This window comes from Paenibacillus sp. J31P190 (assembly GCF_059692075.1).
The window spans coordinates 20439-39296 of record NZ_JCAUAS010000023.1 but is presented as its reverse complement, the minus strand read 5'-3'; the positions used below and the strand labels follow the sequence as shown (position 1 = coordinate 39296).

General features: G+C 45.3%; 15 protein-coding genes. 14 read left to right on the top strand and 1 reads right to left on the bottom strand.

Features of this window, described 5'->3' with window-relative positions; all coding sequences use genetic code 11:
• Nucleotide 1: 1 nt before the first annotated feature.
• The 6 genes from argC (at nt 2) to AC58U0_RS29340 (ending at nt 5245) form a co-directional block, all read left to right on the top strand.
• Nucleotides 2–955 carry an N-acetyl-gamma-glutamyl-phosphate reductase gene (argC, locus tag AC58U0_RS29365; RefSeq protein WP_497382381.1) on the top strand — a complete coding sequence of 318 codons (954 nt, stop codon included), beginning with the start codon at nt 2–4 and terminating at the stop codon, nt 953–955.
• Between the two features lie 279 nt (nt 956–1234).
• A complete protein-coding gene (locus AC58U0_RS29360) occupies nt 1235–1873 on the top strand; it encodes a cell wall hydrolase (RefSeq protein ID WP_497382380.1) in 639 nt (212 codons plus the stop codon).
• A gap of 304 nt (nt 1874–2177) precedes the next feature.
• On the top strand, nt 2178–2696 hold the full coding sequence (locus AC58U0_RS29355; protein WP_497382379.1) for a GyrI-like domain-containing protein: 519 nt from the start codon (nt 2178–2180) through the stop codon (nt 2694–2696).
• Nucleotides 2697–2793: 97 nt separating this feature from the next.
• Complete coding sequence (locus AC58U0_RS29350; RefSeq protein WP_497382378.1) at nt 2794–3432, top strand: hypothetical protein; 639 nt, start codon at nt 2794–2796, stop codon at nt 3430–3432.
• Nucleotides 3433–3607: 175 nt separating this feature from the next.
• On the top strand, nt 3608–4168 hold the full coding sequence (locus AC58U0_RS29345; protein WP_497382377.1) for an NADPH-dependent FMN reductase: 561 nt from the start codon (nt 3608–3610) through the stop codon (nt 4166–4168).
• A gap of 171 nt (nt 4169–4339) precedes the next feature.
• Nucleotides 4340–5245, top strand: a complete 906-nt coding sequence (locus AC58U0_RS29340; RefSeq protein WP_497382376.1) for a helix-turn-helix transcriptional regulator — start codon at nt 4340–4342, stop codon at nt 5243–5245.
• 640 nt (nt 5246–5885) lie between these two features.
• Here AC58U0_RS29340 and AC58U0_RS29335 read toward each other — a convergent pair.
• A complete protein-coding gene (locus AC58U0_RS29335; RefSeq protein ID WP_497382375.1) occupies nt 5886–6686 on the bottom strand; it encodes a helix-turn-helix domain-containing protein in 801 nt (266 codons plus the stop codon).
• Between the two features lie 536 nt (nt 6687–7222).
• Here AC58U0_RS29335 and AC58U0_RS29330 point away from each other — a divergent pair.
• From AC58U0_RS29330 to AC58U0_RS29295, 8 genes are all read left to right on the top strand, one after another.
• The gene (locus tag AC58U0_RS29330) at nt 7223–8152 is read left to right on the top strand and encodes an ABC transporter permease (protein ID WP_497382374.1); all 930 of its coding nucleotides are present in this window, start codon (nt 7223–7225) and stop codon (nt 8150–8152) included.
• A 15-nt stretch (nt 8153–8167) separates the two neighbouring features.
• Complete coding sequence (locus tag AC58U0_RS29325) at nt 8168–9040, top strand: carbohydrate ABC transporter permease (protein WP_497382373.1); 873 nt, start codon at nt 8168–8170, stop codon at nt 9038–9040.
• Nucleotides 9041–9150: 110 nt separating this feature from the next.
• Nucleotides 9151–10809: an ABC transporter substrate-binding protein gene (locus tag AC58U0_RS29320; protein WP_497382372.1), complete on the top strand. Its 1659-nt coding sequence runs from the start codon at nt 9151–9153 to the stop codon at nt 10807–10809.
• 192 nt (nt 10810–11001) lie between these two features.
• On the top strand, nt 11002–14430 hold the full coding sequence (locus AC58U0_RS29315; protein WP_497382371.1) for a glycoside hydrolase family 2 TIM barrel-domain containing protein: 3429 nt from the start codon (nt 11002–11004) through the stop codon (nt 14428–14430).
• A 62-nt stretch (nt 14431–14492) separates the two neighbouring features.
• Nucleotides 14493–16553 carry an alpha-glucuronidase family glycosyl hydrolase gene (locus tag AC58U0_RS29310; protein WP_497382370.1) on the top strand — a complete coding sequence of 687 codons (2061 nt, stop codon included), beginning with the start codon at nt 14493–14495 and terminating at the stop codon, nt 16551–16553.
• 99 nt (nt 16554–16652) lie between these two features.
• The gene (locus tag AC58U0_RS29305) at nt 16653–17447 is read left to right on the top strand and encodes a Nif3-like dinuclear metal center hexameric protein (protein WP_497382369.1); all 795 of its coding nucleotides are present in this window, start codon (nt 16653–16655) and stop codon (nt 17445–17447) included.
• 56 nt (nt 17448–17503) lie between these two features.
• On the top strand, nt 17504–17830 hold the full coding sequence (locus AC58U0_RS29300) for a hypothetical protein (protein WP_497382368.1): 327 nt from the start codon (nt 17504–17506) through the stop codon (nt 17828–17830).
• Nucleotides 17831–18123: 293 nt separating this feature from the next.
• Nucleotides 18124–18558: an SRPBCC family protein gene (locus tag AC58U0_RS29295; RefSeq protein ID WP_497382367.1), complete on the top strand. Its 435-nt coding sequence runs from the start codon at nt 18124–18126 to the stop codon at nt 18556–18558.
• Nucleotides 18559–18858: the final 300 nt, after the last annotated feature.

The window sequence follows — 18858 nt, the reverse complement described above, 5'->3', positions numbered from 1 at the left end:
TATGAAAGTATTTGTAGATGGCCAATACGGGACGACGGGACTAAAAATACATGAAAGACTTAACCAACGAAACGATGTGGAACTTCTTTTGATTTCGGAGGAGCATAAGAAGGAACCCGAGATCCGAATAAAGTTAATGAATGAAGCAGATATTGTATTCTTGTGTCTACCAGACCAGGCTGCTCGAGAGGCCTTAACACTCATTATGAATCCTAATACTCGAGTTATTGATAGCAGTACGGCTTTTCGTACCAATGATTTGTGGACCTATGGCTTGCCAGAATTATCGGCATTACAAAGGGATGAGATAGCCAACGCAGCTCGTGTGTCAGTGCCAGGTTGCCATGCTACTGCATTTGTGCTTGCGATTAATCCACTTGTCCAAAGGGGAATCCTTCCACGTGGTTATCCGGTTTGTTGCCACTCATTAACGGGTTATAGTGGTGGGGGCAAGGCATTAATTGAACAATACGAGACAGGTAGTTTTAGTGATGTAAACGACAGCCTAAGGCACCCACAGCACTATAGTTTAAAGCTGGATCATAAGCATTTACCTGAAATGAAGAAATTTACAGATCTTGAGTTCCAACCTGTATTCCTCCCGACTATTTGCAACTTTTACAATGGTATGGTTGTGACGGTTCCTTTGGTTACTCGTCTGCTTATTAATCAACCTAGCCTTCAGGAAATTCATGCTGTCCTCACAGATTATTATCAAGGAGAAACGTTTGTAAGAGTCATCCCGCTTGATGATACTAGGGGAATTTCCCAATATGCTCTTGATCCGACACTATGTAACGGAACCAATTATTCTGAGATTTTTGTCCTAGGAAATGACGATCAAGTTCTTGTCGCATGCAGACTGGACAACCTCGGGAAGGGTTCATCGGGAGCAGCAATTCAATGTATGAACATAATGTTGGGACTTGATGAGGGATTAGGGCTTTTCTCGTAAAACATGCCTTTACAGACAAAACAGAGCGCAGAGGAAACTACATCATTACGCTAATCAGAAACGAAAATGGAGATAGCTGCCTTATTAGCATTGCTCCATTTTGTGATTTGCGACCCTTAACAGGTGTTTCTTCCGAAGTTTATAGGGACAGCCTGGTGCTGTTCCCTATTTTCGAGCGTGTAAGGCGACATCTTGAGTCGGATCAACACCCCTAAATTTGTAATGCTGCATGTCGTTGCCTGTGCAGCGCGTAAAAGGAAGAGGAGGTTATCTTGAAACATGAAGAAGAAACTACAGGCTCTTATCTGCGTCTGTTCCCTTGGTGTAATGGGGATGGCCGCACCGGTCAGTGCGCAATCGTTAGGTCAGGGCACACAAAGTGACCAAGTACTGGATTTGCAAGAACGATTAAGCGCACTGGGTTACTTTAAAACAGGAATTACCGGTTATTACGGTATCCAGACTAAGAATGCGGTAAAGAAATTTCAAGCCAGTTATGGCTTGTCAGTTGATGGTGAAGCCGATTCCCTAACTCTTTCTAAACTAAATAAAACGATTTCACCCAAACAGTCGGTTCTGGACGAAATGGCGCGAATCATTCATTCCGAAGCTCGAGGGGAGTCCTTTTTAGGACAAGTTGCCGTGGGAGCTGTCGTTCTTAATCGAGTTCAGTCCGAGAAATTTCCTGATTCCATCACTGAGGTTATTCATCAGCCAGGTCAATTTTCAGCCGTTGAAGATGGCCAGTTTAACCTTAAACCAAATTTGTCGGCCTACCGCGCGGCAATGGCCGCTTTGAACGGTTTGGATCCAACAACTGGAGCACTATATTTTTACAATCCTGATATTGCCCAGGCATCTTGGAGCAAAAAAAGAACTGCCAAGATTACTATTGGTAATCATGTATTTACCTTTTAAGCGTAGATATAACGGCAAAAGTCGCGTATATCCGGAGGAGTTGCTTAGCGGCAACTCCTCTTTTTGTATTAAAATAGCCATTTTCACAATGCTTGAACATTTAAAAAAAGAAAAATTAAGTATTTAAGTAGCTTTACAATTCAGGGGATGAGCGATAAATTAGGCTGCCGTGATAAACTCGGTGGCCTGTTTGAACGGGCAGGATAGTCTAATCTTATTTGTAAAAAAGGTTTTTTATGGAAAATCGTGAAATATATTTAGCAGGATGTCATCATGGATAATGGTTAAGAGAGGAGAGGGTATTTTGCAGAAGACGATAGCTGTTGAGTTAGTTGAAGTGGCGCCTTTCAAGGCATTGGCAGTACGGACAGGGATGACACCTGACAAGAGCGGGACACGGGTGGCGTGGAGCACGCTTACAGCGCAGGTCCTCCTTAAGGATGCGAGACTAACTGATGGGCCCTCTGCGTATGTGTTCATTCCACAGGAGCAATGGAGCAAGCAAGTCGATACGCTCTGGGTCGGACTAGCGGTTCACGAGTTCGGAGATGTACCGGATGGCATTGAGACTCTGGAGGTATGCGGAGGGCTCTGTGCGAGCGCCCGCGTATACGGGAATGAGGGGCACATGTGGCGAGTATATGATGCGATGTTTGCGTGGCTAGAGCAGTCGCCCGATTATGAGCTGGATCGGCGTGAAGGAGTATTCGGGATGGAGACGGTTCCATTTGAACCGTTGAACGCTCTCACTATCCCTTACACGGAAATCGAAACATTCGACTTTACGATGTTATACCCGGTGCGCAAGAAGTCGGGGCTTTAATACACAAGTCAAAGAAGCCACTACTTGCCATAGGAGCACCGATCGACGAATATGGACGGATTGGAATATATTCAACGTGTTATTTTAGGGGGTTCATATGAAATTTCTAATCATCCAACCAAAATTAGAGAAGAACATAGTTCAACTTGAGACTGAACTGCGAAATAATCCTTTCGCTGATGTTGTAATCTTTCCAGAAGGTTATTTGAATGAAAATGTGGAACAAGCATGTATTTTAGCAAAGAATTATAACAAGATATTAATTGGAGGATATAGAAGGCTAAACGACAATCCAAAGGATAGAGCCATAATTATTAACCGCTCTGGTGAAATCGTTTTGGATCGGATTAAGTACAGCCGGACGACTTTTAAGTCGGTAGAGGGTCTAAAGATAGGACACATACTATGTGATGAATTGGTCAAACAAGGAGTGAAGAATGAAGATGCTCTTGCTGTTGACATTATTGTACATCCAATCGGTGTAGGAATGTTCAGTGAGGAACAGTTCGACGAATGGATAAATGAAGCAAAAAAGATTGCTGTTACATATAAATCTATGATTGTTGGTACGAGTCACGCCGACGGCTCATTCAGCGGTAGTGATGTATCTATACCAATTGCATACTGCTTTGATGAGAATGGTGATGCTATTTTCGTTTCAAAAAACGATGTACGAACTCGAATGTTGGATATTCAAACAAAAACTGTTTCTTTTCCTCAACTCATCAATCAATAAACGCGAAAATTTTAAGCGGATAACGTTTGTTCAATAACACCAATGGTAGGCTTCCGGTTTAGGGGCCTTTTTTTTGTCAACAGGCCTTTAAACTAAAGCCATTCCAGACAAAATGAAGAAAATATTATATGATTGAATGAGAATGGCTTCTAAATTCTTGAGGAGGTTGGCTAATTTGAAAAGAATAGGAATTATTGTTGGTAGCTTAAGGGAAAATTCGTTTAATCAAATGATTGCGAATACGATCCCTGAACTCGTAGATTCCGCGAAATATGAATACATATCGATTGAGAATCTTCCCTTGTATAACGCAGATTTGGATCATGGAGAAGGGCCAGACCCAGTTATGCATTATCGTGAGGCGATTCAAAAGACGGATGGCATCATCATCGTTAGCCCTGAGTATAACTCAGGAATACCGGGAGTACTGAAAAATGCACTGGACTGGGCATCGACTCCAACCAAAACAGCCGTCCTAATTCATAAGCCTGCAGGTGTGATAGGTGCAACGCCTGGCGTAAAAGGAACGATTCTGTCGCAGCAGCAAATTAGGCAAACGTTGGATGCCACCCAGTCATATGTTATGCCGTCTCAAAAAATGTATATATCTCAAGTTTTGGATAAAATTGATTCAGATACTCGCAAGCTCATAGATGAAACGACCCGCAAATATCTGCAGCGCTATGTACAATCGTTTATGCAATGGGTAGATCAGGTACAACGGCTGAATGAGTAGTACAGGTTCTACACATACAGATCCCATACTTGATCGAATATTAGAAGAAGTAAAAAGAAGGTTTTCCTGACTTAACAAGAGAGACGATTGGAGGAGCTTGCAGCGAAGCAGCTCCTCTTTCTCATTGAAGTAACGGGCAGCATTTCTATAGAAACTTAATGGGTGATAATGATGAAACTAGAACGGTTAATATCGATTACTTATGCACTCTTAAATAACGAAGTCATTTCTGCTTCAGAGCTTGCGAGCAAATATCATGTATCCCAACGAACCATTTACCGTGATATAGAGGCTATTTGTGCGGCTGGAATCCCTGTTGTATCCTTTCAAGGCGTCAATGGCGGATATGGGATTATTAAAGAATATAAAATGGATAAAAGTTTATTGCACGCAAGCGACATTGAGTCATTAATCACGCTACTTCACAGCACGGCAACGGTGTTTAAGGATGACCGAGTAACGGAGACTATGCATAGGCTTCAGACCATTCAAAGCGATAAGATGCCAAGCTTGACCATGGATCTTGGAAGCTGGCGAGCCAACAACGCAACTCTCCATACACTTCGAGCAGCCATAACGGCTCGCCATGTCATTCGATTTGAATACATGAATTCTAAGAATGAGAGAGCCAATAGGATCGTTGAACCAGTCAGCCTTCTGTTTAAATATTATTCTTGGTATTTACATGGGTACTGTAGGGCTCGTAACGATTATCGCGTATTTAAACTTACAAGAATGTTAGATTTGGTTAGCTTGCCTGAATTATACCAGCGTAGTCACCCAACACTACTACAAGATATTTCTTTGGACTATCAGAAAGAAGAAATCGAGGGTGCTGTTCTTCATTTCTCAGGCAGATCCTTGGCACATGCCCTGGATTGTTTTTATGCGGAGGATAAATATTTCAATGAAGATGGTACGCTTACGGTTACCATTATCAATCCTTCTGAAGTTGAATGGTTAGTTGAAACGATTTTAAGCTTTGGTGATGATGTGGAGGTTCTTGAACCACTCGCGTTAAGGCAATTGCTCAAAGATAAGATTGAAAAAATGTTAAATCGATATCTTCAAGTATGACAGACTGTTGTCATACTTTTTTTATTATAATGAGCTCAATGAGAAGGCAAGTCAGCTTTTCAAGGAATTGGAGGTACACACCATGCACAATTATCCATATTTTTTTGAGGAAAAGATAAGAGAACACAATCAGGAGCTCAAAGAGATTGAAAGTAACGCCTGGAAGTGGGCTCGATCTGTTTCGAAGAAATCAAAACCCACTGTCCTATCTGTCCTTTTGGCACTTATCGGACTGAAATGATGAAGTACCTCCTCAAATCATAAAAAAGCCACCCTTAATATTAATCTCGGGTGACTTTTTATGGTAAGAAGGTGAAACATGAGATGAGTAGCTGGTGGGCTTAATATATAATATTCAAATTTATAAATAATGCTTGGACACATATGGAGTTGGACGCAGCCAAAAAAAACGGTCTGTAGTAGCATCTATTTCGCGATATCCCAACTACTCATTCCTCTCAGTGAATTATCACTACGGTATAAATATATGTTCGGTACATAGTTCTTGCTTGGACATATGCCATTGGAAGGCAACCGTCGAATCCGCGCATTAGCAAATTTTAATCAATCAGTGACAGCTTACTCCTTTACAACTTAGGTTCACAAATGAACAATTTGATTATTATTCCACAACCCCGGTTCATTCTGAGGTTCTTTTTTGCATGCTCGCCTTTGACGGAGGATAGCCTTTAATGGATCTAAATACATTGCTGAAATAGCAGTTGTCTTTGTACCCGCAGCGTTCCGCTACTTCCGAGACGGAAAACCCGCCGCCGGACAGCATCATTTCCGCGTTGTTGACCCGAATGATGTTGATGAAATGTTTGACGCTGAAGCTCGTGCTGGTTTTGAAGAGCTTGCCGAGATACACAGGGTGCAGATTGACTACCTTGGCGACAGTCGCCAAATCCAGCTCATTCGAGTAGTGATCGATGATGAACTCCTTGACCTTATCGATCCGGATATCAGAGTGGGAGTTCGGGGAATGATGAAAGGAAATTGTCAGCAATCGATGGAGAATCAAATGAAAGATGCCCCTCGCAAACATCCGATATCCAGGCTGCATGCCACTCCAAACGCGATTAAATTCAAGGATGTAGTTTAAGATTTCGCTTGAGATTCGATTTTTGGTTACGATTTCGAACGGAAATCTGATTTTATCGGAGGGCTGCAACAGAGTAAAGTTGAAGGCGTAGGAATGCATGGGATCATCTTTGAAGGTATGCGCCTCGCGGATACTTCCCTGGGGAATGTAAAGCATATCCCCCGCTTCCACCGTGATTTTCTCGCCGTTAACAAAATAATTCGCTTTTCCTTCGACGATGAATGTCAGGTCATGAAAATCGATTTCTTGTCGGATGATTTCCCATTCGGGAAAACAGCGTCGGTCGACGAATAAGAAAACCTCGGGGACAATTGATTCGAACTGCTCGAAGTCCATGGCAAAGATCAGCTCCTGTATTATTCAGGATCGCTTCCTTTATCGGGAAAAGGAGGCACTGTGTCCATCATAACATGCCCATAAGGCTCTTAAAAGATATTTAATAATTACAAGTATTCTTGTATTCTTCTATGGTAAAAAAATAGGCCATTTTGTAAAATAATATTAATTAGATGGTGCTCATACTTCAAAGAATACCGTTCTAATTTGCGAGATTGTTATTTAATAATTACAGGTTATATTGACTCTAATAACGAGGGGAACGGCAATTGATGTGCTGCTTGTATTTAAACCTTCGGACTCCCCATAATTCGCATTGACTTCTAAAAGAAGAGTATTTGAAATGATATTGTGACTAACTAGTAAGGAGGACCCTCAATGATATAGGTAACTTAACCGGTTTTTTTAAAGTGTCTTGTATGCGCTTTCTGAAAGCGCATAAGAATTCAGGTGACTAGTGATTAAGCGCAATTTCGAAGATTTTTGGGGTATATGATTAGGAGACAATTTGCCAATAGAAAGTGGTGGGTGATTATATGTCAGTTGCGAATAAGGCGGTTTTACAGACCCCTCTTCTAAGACATGTCAGGAAGGAGTGGAAGTTGTATTCCTTTCTACTTATTCCCGTTATTTACTTTATCATTTTCAAGTACGTTCCTATGCTTGGTAATGTAATCGCTTTCCGTAAGTATAGAGGCGGAACAAACTTATTTGGGACGGAATGGGTGGGATTATCTTACTTTACCATGTTCATGAAGGATCCCTCCTTTTGGAGAGCCTTCCGCAACGATTTATATTTAAGTGTCTTGTATTTAGTCATTCGTTTCCCGCTTACTTTGATTTTTGCGTTATTGCTGAATGAACTGCGGCGGATTCGCATCAAGAAATTCGTCCAGACCGTATCGTATCTGCCTCACTTTATCTCCATGGTCATCGTCGCGGGCATGACCAAGGAATTGCTATCCATGTCCGGGCCGATTAACACATTGCTCACCAATCTGGGTTTGGGGAAAATTGCTTTCATTTCCTTACCGCAATGGTTCCCGACGATTTATGTAACGTCCGGTATTTGGCAAGGGCTCGGTTGGGGCACCATTCTCTATTTAGCGGCGATGACCAGCATCAATACGGATTTGTACGAGTCGGCCAAAGTGGATGGGGCTAATCGGTTACGGCTAGCATGGCACATTACGATTCCAGGTATTTTGCCGACGATCATGACGCTGCTCATTCTCGATATTGGCGGCATATTAGGAGCGAATTTTGAGAAAATCCTGCTCTTGTACAATCCATTAACCTATGAGTCAGCAGATGTAATCTCCACTTATGTCTACCGGATGGGGATCACCGGTGGGAACTTCAGTTATGCGACTGCAGTTGGTCTGTTCGAAGGCGTCATCGGTCTTATTCTGGTCACGTCGGCGAACTACATTTCCAAGAAAACAACGAATTCGAGCTTGTGGTAGAAAGGAGTAGTTCAGATGAAGGAGTCAGCGTCCTACCGTATGTTTCAGATTTTTAACGGATTCATCATGGCCCTTGTCGTCGTCATGACTTTGTATCCGTTCTTATATCTAGTCGCTCAGTCGTTCAGCTCAGAGGCTGCCGTATATGCAGGGAAGGTCACCGTATTCCCCGTTGACTTTACGGACCAAACGTACCGAGCTGTGCTAAGCAGACCTGAATTCTTCAAATATTATGGCAATACGATCCTGTATGCCATTGTAGGCACGGTGATATCCGTAGCGGCGACGGCCGTTATGTCTTACCCGTTGTCGAAGGATAGGTTGCGTCTTAACAAATTCTTTATCCCTTTTGTCTTGTTCACGATGTATTTTGGCGGTGGGCTGATCCCGAACTATATCTTGGTCGCCAAAACGCTGCACATGAGGGATACCATCTGGGCCATTATCATACCCGGCGCCATCAGCGCCTTCAATGTCATCCTGATGAAGACCTTCTTTGCAGGCTTGCCGAACGAATTGGAAGAAGCGGCTAAGGTCGACGGCCTAGGCGTCTACCGCATCTTCCTAAGGATTACGCTTCCGCTCTCCAAACCGATCCTGGCCACGATGGTATTGTTCAGCATGGTCTCCATCTGGAACAACTGGTTTGGTCCGTCGCTCTACCTGGAATCGAAGGATAAATGGCCGATCGCCCTCTATTTGCGGCAGATTATCGACAGCGCGATTAATCCGACTGAAGCCGGACTCAGCAGCGATGCGACCGCTCAGATCGCGGCAACCATTAAATCCACCGCCATGGTGTTGACCTCTTTGCCGATTATTTGTCTCTATCCTTTCGTGCAGAAGTATTTTGTGCAAGGCATGATGATTGGTTCCGTAAAAGGGTAATCGCGTTATGTTTGTTTCGGAAAGGCTGCAATCGCGGGCTGTTCTAATAGGCATCTACATGGCAGCGTTTCTGTTATATAAAATAAACACATTTGAAAGGGTGGCACTGAATGAAAAGATCTGCAAAAGCAATAGGGGTCGCATTGGCGGTCATGATGGCCGTAGGCATGACAGCATGTACGAATAGCGACACGAAAGAATCGTCCAGCAGCGCTTCCCCAGGCACGAGCTCCGCAGCACCACAGAATTACACGTTTGGTGAAGGCCAAACGTTCCGTTCGAATGAGCCTGTGAACTACTCGATCATGTTCAGCGATCAACCTACCTACCCGTATAAGAAGGAATGGCGGCTCTGGAGCGCGATCACAGAAAAAACAAACGTATCGTTTGACGTAAACGTAGTGGCTGCTACCGAATACGAAAACAAGAAGTCGCTCTTAGTCAACAGCGGCGACGCTCCCTTCATTATTCCCAAAACATATGACGAATCAGCTTACGTAGCCGGAGGCCAAATTGTACCGATCAGCGATTGGGTACAGTACATGCCGAACTATCAGAAGGCTGTAAAAGCTTGGGGAATGGAAAGAGACCTGCAGCAGAAGCTGAAATCGGACGGGAAATATTACGTGCTGCCAGGGCTGTGGGAATCGCCGGGTGCAGGCTACTCCTACATGATTCGGAAAGACATTTTCGAAAAAGCGGGAGTCGACGTAAAGGGTCAGGAAGGCAAATGGACTTATGAAGACTTTTATCAAGCCCTCAAGAAAGTGAAAGAGTTTACCGGCGCGAAGTACGTAATGTCCGATGAATTCACCGGAAAATCGACGCTGAATATTACGGCAGCTCAATACGGCGTAACCGGCGGTTGGGGAGTTGCCAACGGTACGCGCTTCAACGAACAGACGAAACAGTTCGAATTCGCCAATTCGACCAATGAGTTCAAGGAATATGTGACGTTTTTAAACAAGCTGGTCAAAGAGGGGCTGCTCGATCCGGAGTCCTTCACCCAAGACGATAAAACCGCACAAGCTAAGTTCTATAAAGGCGATACTTATGTCATGAACGCCAACTACCAGATACTTGCCGACTCCAAGACCAAGATGCAGGTGCCGAACACTGATCTGTATATGATCGTTCAACCGGGCGGTCCGAAAGGGATGCTTCAAATCGAAACGTCCCGTCTCGAGAACGGAGTTATGATCAGCCAGAATGCGCTCAAGAAGCTCGGCAAGGACAATTTTATCAAAATGCTTCGCTTTGTTGACTGGCTGTGGTATTCGGACGAAGGCCAAACGCTCAGTTTGTGGGGCGTCGAAGGCGAGACCTATACGAAGGATGCGAGCGGCAACATTACGCTCAAACCGGACATCTCCTTTAACGGCATGAACCCGACAGCAACGAAAAAATTAAACGTCGACTTCGGCTTCGGCGGAGGTAACTTCGCGTACGGTGGTTCCACTAAACTGCGGATGTCCAAAATGACCGAAGGCGAGAAAGACTACCTCAGCCGCATTCAGACTCATCGTAAACCGAGAACGCTAGCTCCGCCAATCATGGGTACCCCGGACGAAAGCGAACAAATGAACCTGATCTCGAAGCCGCTGATGGATTATGTGGATACGATGACCCTGAAGTTCGTCACTGGCCAAGCTAACATTGCAAACGATTGGAATGCCTATGTGGCTCAGGTTGAAGCGCTCGGCGCTTCCCGCTATATCAAAATGGCAAATGATATTTTTAACAAGACGAAGAGCAAGCTTGGATACTAATCATAACCAATAGTACTCTTATAGGATCTGCGACCATAGACATTGTCGTAGATCCTGAATTTTAAATATGAAAATTACTGGTGGCGTTAGCCCAAGTCATCTATATATGAAACAACGAAAGGATCAAGATTCTTTTAGGTCTGATAAGTCTTTTTACATATTTCAGGATACCTTGGAGCGTGGGAGTAAACGATGAATAAGAAGACACTGTTTAATAGTAGATGGGAATTTGCCAAGAGCAGTCTGGATGTGACGGATGGCGCAAGTTTGACATTTGAGCCGGTAGATCTCCCTCATGATTGGCTGATCTACGATTCTTTGAATTTGTATGAAAATAGTATCGGCTGGTACAGGAAGAGATTTACATGTGCCAAAGAAGCGGATCGGCAAATTCTAATAAGCTTCGATGGAGTCTATATGGACTCATCCGTTTATGTGAATCAGCAGTTTATAGGAGAGTGGAAGTACGGATATTCATCCTTCGAACACGAGATCACAGATGCGATCGTAGACGGGGATAATGAAATCGTGGTGAAGGTCGTCCACCAAAGTCCGAATAGCCGGTGGTATTCGGGGGCCGGCATCTACCGCAACGTGTGGCTAAAGACAAGAGACTGCAATCACATTGTAACAGATGGAATTTATGCTGCTGCAAAAAGGGTCGACGACAGTTGGGAGGTAGAAGTCGAGACTGAATTGAACCTCCATGAGGACGCCCAAATCTCGCATACGATCCTGTACAAGGGGGAACTTGTTGCAACTGCGACAGATAAGATTGTTGCAGGCGGCTTTCTTCATCGACAGAAGCTAACGATAGATCGCCCTCATTTATGGAGCATGGCTGAGCCGCATCTGTATCAGCTTGTCACCCAATTGCAGCGTGCTGCAGAGGAGCGGGAAGTCATAGTCGTAGAGAGCATCACTCAGAATCTCGGGCTTCGTGAGATCAAGCTTGACCCTCAGCTGGGCTTCTATTTGAACGGCATAAGAATGAAATTGAACGGGGTTTGCGAGCACCACGATCTGGGAGCGCTTGGAGCCGCCTTCCATAAAGAAGCACTGAGAAGAAGGCTTCGGATATTGAAAGAAATGGGCGTTAACGCCATTCGAACCGCTCACAATATGCCTGCGGTAGAGCTTATGGATCTTGCGGATGAGATGGGGTTTCTAGTCGTCTCTGAAGCGTTCGATATGTGGGAAAGATCCAAAACTCCGTACGATTATGCAAGATTTTTTAAGGATTGGGCTAAGGCCGATGTGAAAAGCTGGGTCAAGCGGGATCGGAATCATCCGAGCCTGATGATGTGGAGTATCGGGAATGAGATTTACGACACTCATGCAGATGCAAGAGGGCAAGAAATTACTCGAATGCTTATGGATGAAGTGCTGAAATATGATCCGAAGCAGAACGGCAAAGTGACCATCGGTTCCAATTATATGCCTTGGGAGAATGCGCAAAAATGTGCGGATATCGTGAAGGTTGCCGGCTACAACTACGCGGAGAAATATTACCATAAGCACCATGAGGAGCATCCCGATTGGATTATTTACGGCAGCGAGACGGCCTCTCTCGTTCAAAGCAGAGGCATTTATCGATTCCCGTTCGAGAAGTCCATTCTTGCCGATGACGACGAGCAGTGCTCGGCTCTGGGAAATAGTGCGACGAGCTGGGGAGCCAAGTCCGTCGAGGCCTGTATTATCGCTGAAAGAGACGCGCCTTTCTCTCTAGGACAATTCATCTGGACCGGCTTCGATTATATTGGGGAACCGACGCCTTATCATACCAAGAACTCCTATCTCGGACAGATGGATACGGCTACATTCAAGAAAGATTCGTATTACATCTACCAATCGGCATGGACTGACTACAAGACGAATCCGATGGTCCATATTTTTCCCTATTGGGACTTTAATCCGGGCCAATTGATCGATGTTCGAGTATGCTCGAATGCGCCGAAAATCGAATTGCAATTGAGTGGCGCTATCGTGGGAACCTTTGATATCGATCATAAGCATGGAACCCAGCTGGTCGGCTGGTGGAAGCTTCCTTATGAAACAGGGGAATTGAAAGCAATAGCCTATGATGAAACAGGCCGTGTCATTGCGACGGATATAAGAAGGTCCTTTGGAGATGCGAAGAAGATTTGTCTGCTGCCGGATAAAGAGAGCCTGATGGCCGATGGTACGGACTTGATCTTCCTGGAAATCTACATGGAAGATTCAGATGGTAATCCGGTGGAGAATGCAAGCAATCGGGTTCGTGTTGAGGCGACGGGGGCAGGCCGTTTGCTTGGTTTGGATAATGGCGATAGTACCGACTATGATCCATATAAAGGGAAAAGCAGAAGACTATTCAGCGGCAAACTTATGGCGATCATCGGGGCTACCCTGGAGCCCGGCAAAATTCGGGTTGTGGTTTCTTCCGTCGGTTTGGAGAGTCAGACGGTGGAATTTGATGTTCTTCCGTTATGGGAAGTAACATCCTTAGCTGGGGTTTCCGCCCATACCAAGAATCAAGAGCTGCCGCTGATCATGGGAACCGTAGATGAAATCCCATTACGCAAGATTGAAATCGTAAGCCCGTCCGGACAGATGTTCAACGAATCGAGAAAAGAGATGACGCTGCAAGCCTGCCTATACCCCGCAGATGCCTCCTATCAAGAGGTCGAGTGGAGTGTTGTAAATGATACGGGAATTGCCTCCAATCTTGCGAAAGTGGAATCATTTGGCCAAAAAGCGAGAATCACCGCATGGGGTGATGGCGAATTCCGGGTACGTTGTATGAGTAAGAACGGTACGAACAAGACGAAGCTCATCTCCCAACTGGAATTTAAAGCAGTCGGACTCGGCACAGCTTACAAGGATCCTTATGGATTTATCTCTGCCGGTCTTTTTGATTACAGTAAAGGGGAGGTTGGAAACGGGAACGAAAGAGGCGTAGCTACAAGCCGGGACGGTGAAACTGAAGTCGGGTTCCGTGATATTGATTTCGGAACGCACGGGTCCGATCTCATTACGATTCCGATTTTCGCCTTGTCCAGCGAAGAGTATTCCCTGCAAATTTGGGAAGGCATGCCGGATGAAGCGGGCAGTGTACTCCTTGCGGATGTCATCTATCAGAAACCGTCCAAGTGGAATGTGTATCAAGAAGAAACTTATCGGTTATCTAAGCGTCTTTGCGGGATCACTTCCATTTGCTTCGTCCTTCAGAAGAAGGTACACATCAAGGGCTTTTCGTTCCAAAAGCAGAACAGAGTCTTCGAGAAAAATTACGCCACGGAATGCGATCGCATTTATGGCGATACGTTTACGATCTCGGAAGCCAGCGTTGAAGGGATAGGAAATAATGTTTTCTTGGAATTCGACCAAATGGATTTTACAAGCCTAGGGGCAACGCAGCTTGTCGTCTATGGCCGATCAGTTCTTGATAAAAATACCATTCATATTCGTTTCGCTAATCCGGAAGGTGAGGAAAATCAACTCATCGAGTTTACACAGTCCGATGGTTACGAAGAGCGGATATTTGAATTGGAGAAAATAACAGGCCTCCAAAAAGTAACCTTTCTATTTCTACCGGGAAGCCATTTCGATTTTGGTTGGTTCCGATTTGGATCATCCTGAAAGCGGACGGGGGTTACATGGTAAGCGTCAGCTATTTAACATAAACTAGCGGAGGTATCACGATGAGTCACATCACGAACGCATATGCCTGCTGGTTACGCAATGCGCCGATAAACGATGACAAGAGAGTAGAGGAATACCAGGAATGGGCACGAGAGATCGCCGTGCTCGGTCCTTTATCAGAGGTGCTTCAGACTGCGGTCGCGGAGTTAATGGATGGTCTCGATGCTATGCTTGGAGTGAGACCCCTCCGTTCCACGGCTTCCAATGGGAGTTCCTGCATCCTGATCGGCGTTCGCGGGCAGTTACAAGGTCTTGATGCCGAGCTAAGTTGGCCGGATGGATCCGAAGACGGTTACGTGATCAGAAACGTATCGATGGATGGACAATCGAGACTTGTGGTTGCCGGCCAATCGGCCAATGGAGCCTTGTACGCGGTTTTCCATCTGCTGCGGCTGATGCAATGCGGCGAGAGTTTGGCTGATATTGCGATAACGGAAACGCCCGCGAACGGATTGCGAATGCTAAACCAATGGGATAATATGGACGGTTCGATTGAACGGGGCTATGCGGGGAAATCCATATTCTACCGAAATAACGAGATTGTTCGAGACATGTCGCGAATCCGTGATTATGCCCGCTTGCTGGCATCGGTGGGAATCAATGCCATTTCGATCAATAACGTGAACGTACACTCCGTAGAATCCCTGCTGATTACGGATAAGCTATTACCGGATGTCGCTCGGGTCGCCAGCATATTCCGGCGCTATGGAATCTCAACGTTCGTAAGCGTCAACTACGCCAGTCCGTTAGAGCTTGGAGGCCTGACCAGCGCAGACCCGCTTGACGAAAGTGTCAGGCAATGGTGGAAGGAGAAAGCTGAGGAGATTTACCAAGAGATCCCGGACTTTGGCGGCTTCCTGGTAAAGGCAGATTCCGAGGGGCGACCCGGGCCGTTCACCTATGGGCGTGACCATGCCGATGGTGCGAATATGCTGGCGGAAGTGCTTCAGCCCTTCGGCGGGATCGTCATTTGGCGCTGCTTCGTATACAATTGTGATCAGGATTGGCGCGATAGCAAGACCGACCGGGCGAGATCGGCGTTCGATCATTTTACACCACTTGATGGAAAATTTCGCGATAACGTCATTCTGCAGATTAAGAACGGCCCCATGGATTTCCAGGTCCGTGAGCCGGTTTCTCCGCTTCTCGGAGCGATGCCCGCGACGAATCAGGTGCTGGAGCTGCAGATCACGCAGGAGTACACGGGCCAGCAGAGACATCTGTGCTATCTGATCCCCCAGTGGAAAGAGGTTCTCGATTTCGATACGTTTGCCCATGGGAGCGGAAGTACGATTGCGAAAGCGGCAAGCGGCCAGTTGTTCGGGAGACGGCTCGGAGGCATTGCGGCGGTATCGAATATCGGAGACAACCCGAATTGGACCGGCCACACGCTTGCACAAGCCAATTTATATGGCTTTGGAAGGCTTGCTTGGAATCCACAGCTATCAGCTGAGCAAATCACGCAAGAATGGATCTATATGACATTCGGGTCTGACAATGATGTAGTACGCAGTGTGACGAAGATGCTTCTCGATTCCTGGAGAATCTATGAAAATTACACAGCTCCTCTTGGCGTAGGATGGATGGTCAATCCGAGTCACCATTATGGTCCGAACGTAGACGGTTACGAATATTCGAGATGGGGGACATACCATTTTGCCGACTGCCAAGGCATCGGCGTAGACCGAACCGTCCAATCGGGAACAGGGTACACATCCCAATACTTTGCGCCGCGTTCGGAATGGTACGAGTCGAGGGAGTTATGTCCGGATGAATTGCTTCTCTTTTTCCATCATGTGCCATATACGCACAAACTGAAGACGGGTAAGACGGTCATCCAGCACATCTATGATACTCACTTCGACGGCGTTCTTCAGGCGGAGGAATTGGTCCAGATCTGGAGTTCGATAGAGGGGAAAATAGATGCAGAACGCTTCGAAGATGTGAGGAGCCGACTGCGAGAGCAAGCGGCACATGCGAAGGAGTGGCGTGACCAGATCAATACCTACTTCTTCCGCAAATCGGGCATTCGTGACGAATACGGCCGTATCATAAATTAATATATGGAAGACGGGACGAACAAACTGACGTGGCCACCTGTATTTGTCTACAGTCCCGTCTTTATTTTGCTGATCACTTCATAATAAGGGATGGTTTGGATGACGATTACAATTGGACAGGTTATTGATCGATTGTTAGAGCAGGCTCCAGTAAACGAGCCCACTGTGGATTCATTGTTAGTCGGATCGGTCCAAACGGAAGTAACGGGAATTGTCGTTGTTTTTTTGGCCACGCAGGCTGTGATTGAACAGGCTGTGGCTTTAGGAGCCAACTTGATCATTTCACACGAAAGTCCGTTTTACCGTCACCAGGAGGATATGATGGGGGGGCAGGATGATTCAGTTATCAACGAAAAGCGCGAATTGCTTGATCGTACCGGAATCGCCATTTATCGTTATCACGATCATATTCACCGTTACAAAACGGACGGTATTATGATGGGGTTAATTAACGCACTGGGCTGGGCGCCCTACGTTGAAGAGCATTTGCCCGCCGCAACGGTTGTGCAAATTCCTTGCATGAACCTTGAACGTACGGTGCAATATTTGAAGGAAAAACTTCAAATACCATTCGTGCGTGTAGTGGGGAAAATAGATATGCCTTGCACCTGCATTGGACTATTGGCAGGCTACAGAGGGGGGGCAGCCTTGGCGCTCCCATTGCTGAAAGACTACAAGCTCGACCTGGTTATCGTCGGAGAAGGGCCGGAATGGGAAACGCCGGAATATATTCGCGACGCTGTTCATCAAGGCAAGAACAAGGCATTCATCGCGTTGGGTCACGCGGAAAGTGAAGAGCCCGGCATGAAGGAATTGGCGGAACGACTGCGGGAACAGTTCACCGGCCTTCCCGTTCATTTTACAAGGGAAAAGCCTTTATTTCATATTTTGTAGTCCTAATGAAAGTATCGAATAATGTCCTCACAATGTTATATAAGGGGGATTCAGTTATGACTATGAAAAGAGAATTAGTTCTCGATATAGCAGGAGTTCTAGCTACAAATTTTTCGCCATTTTTCTGGCAAGAACTATCCGAAATGTCCAAAGTACCTTATGAAATGCTTGTTAAGTTTAAACAGGAAATGCGTGAAGAACTATGGACTGGCAAAATCTCAGAGGAAAAGTTTTGGACCCTAATTTGCAAGCAATTTCCCACAATTAAAATAGATAGGGCAAAAGCAATTCTTATTTCGCAAATTAAGTCATTGCCAGCTATCAAAGAAGTAGCGACATGGAGCAAATATGCTAATATCCATCTATTAAGCAACCATCGGTAGAGAACGGTGATTGGATAGAAAGAATCATGCCACTTCTATCAAATGCTAACTCATAAATAAAGGAATCTCACTCAACTTAACTGAAAAATCGCTCCATATTAAAGATCAAGCAGGCAGTCAGCATATGAAATTATCCCCTTTAAGAAGACAGCGCGAATTACTTGGAGGGGATTTTTCGTTGGGGTTTAATGCCCGAAGAAACCTCTAGAGTAAGGGCACTTCAGACTTATCGACAGCTGTGAATGATTATGGTAATATTTGAGAATAATAGATTCATCACAGGAGGTTATATAATGGGAACAAGTAATCAGGCAACGATAACGGTAGAAACAATCGTTCATTCTCCCGTCGAAAGCGTGTGGAAATATTGGACGGAGCCGAAACATATTAAGCAATGGAGTAAGGCTTCCGATGACTGGCATACTCCGTTTGCCGAGAATGATCTGAGGGCCGGCGGTAAATTCGTCTCGAGAATGGAAGCCAAGGACGGCAGCATGGGATTTGATTTCGGCGGCGTATATGATGAGGTCAGCATGAACGAGAGCATCTCCTATACGCTTGGCGACGGTAGAAAAGTGAAGATCACTTTTATTGGCCGAGACAACGAAACGCAAATCATCGAATCGTTCGAAGCGGAAGAGACCAACGCTATCGAGATGCAGCAAGCCGGATGGCAGGCGATTTTAGATAATTTCAAAAAATATGTGGAAACGGCTAAAGAAGAATAAAAACTTTCGAAGCCTTAGAAGCGCATGCCGACATTGGCATGCGCTTTGCCTTTGTCCCCCTGCAGGGGCGTCATCCGTCTTTTTTATTTTCTACTACTGTTAAACATAGAACAAAGAAGCAAATAATATGCGGATGTCTGCGAAACCAGGAGAATGATGTGACGGATTTTGGATTCAATAGTTTAAAGTCTATTTGCACTAAAACAGTACTTTTAGATAAACAGGATTGTTTAGTTAAAATAAAATTTTCAATAAAGTCTTTCACAATTAAATGATAAACTCTAGATACCATAAATCAAA

What these genes read in the sequence shown, in the direction of transcription:
- argC (WP_497382381.1), top strand. Translation starts at nt 2, where the DNA reads ATGAAAGTATTTGTAGATGGCCAATACGGGACGACGGGACTAAAAATA.
- AC58U0_RS29360 (WP_497382380.1), top strand. Translation starts at nt 1,235, where the DNA reads ATGAAGAAGAAACTACAGGCTCTTATCTGCGTCTGTTCCCTTGGTGTA.
- AC58U0_RS29350 (WP_497382378.1), top strand. Translation starts at nt 2,794, where the DNA reads ATGAAATTTCTAATCATCCAACCAAAATTAGAGAAGAACATAGTTCAA.
- AC58U0_RS29340 (WP_497382376.1), top strand. Translation starts at nt 4,340, where the DNA reads ATGAAACTAGAACGGTTAATATCGATTACTTATGCACTCTTAAATAAC.
- AC58U0_RS29335 (WP_497382375.1), bottom strand. Translation starts at nt 6,686, where the DNA reads ATGGACTTCGAGCAGTTCGAATCAATTGTCCCCGAGGTTTTCTTATTC.
- AC58U0_RS29330 (WP_497382374.1), top strand. Translation starts at nt 7,223, where the DNA reads ATGTCAGTTGCGAATAAGGCGGTTTTACAGACCCCTCTTCTAAGACAT.
- AC58U0_RS29325 (WP_497382373.1), top strand. Translation starts at nt 8,168, where the DNA reads ATGAAGGAGTCAGCGTCCTACCGTATGTTTCAGATTTTTAACGGATTC.
- AC58U0_RS29320 (WP_497382372.1), top strand. Translation starts at nt 9,151, where the DNA reads ATGAAAAGATCTGCAAAAGCAATAGGGGTCGCATTGGCGGTCATGATG.
- AC58U0_RS29315 (WP_497382371.1), top strand. Translation starts at nt 11,002, where the DNA reads ATGAATAAGAAGACACTGTTTAATAGTAGATGGGAATTTGCCAAGAGC.
- AC58U0_RS29310 (WP_497382370.1), top strand. Translation starts at nt 14,493, where the DNA reads ATGAGTCACATCACGAACGCATATGCCTGCTGGTTACGCAATGCGCCG.
- AC58U0_RS29305 (WP_497382369.1), top strand. Translation starts at nt 16,653, where the DNA reads ATGACGATTACAATTGGACAGGTTATTGATCGATTGTTAGAGCAGGCT.
- AC58U0_RS29300 (WP_497382368.1), top strand. Translation starts at nt 17,504, where the DNA reads ATGACTATGAAAAGAGAATTAGTTCTCGATATAGCAGGAGTTCTAGCT.
- AC58U0_RS29295 (WP_497382367.1), top strand. Translation starts at nt 18,124, where the DNA reads ATGGGAACAAGTAATCAGGCAACGATAACGGTAGAAACAATCGTTCAT.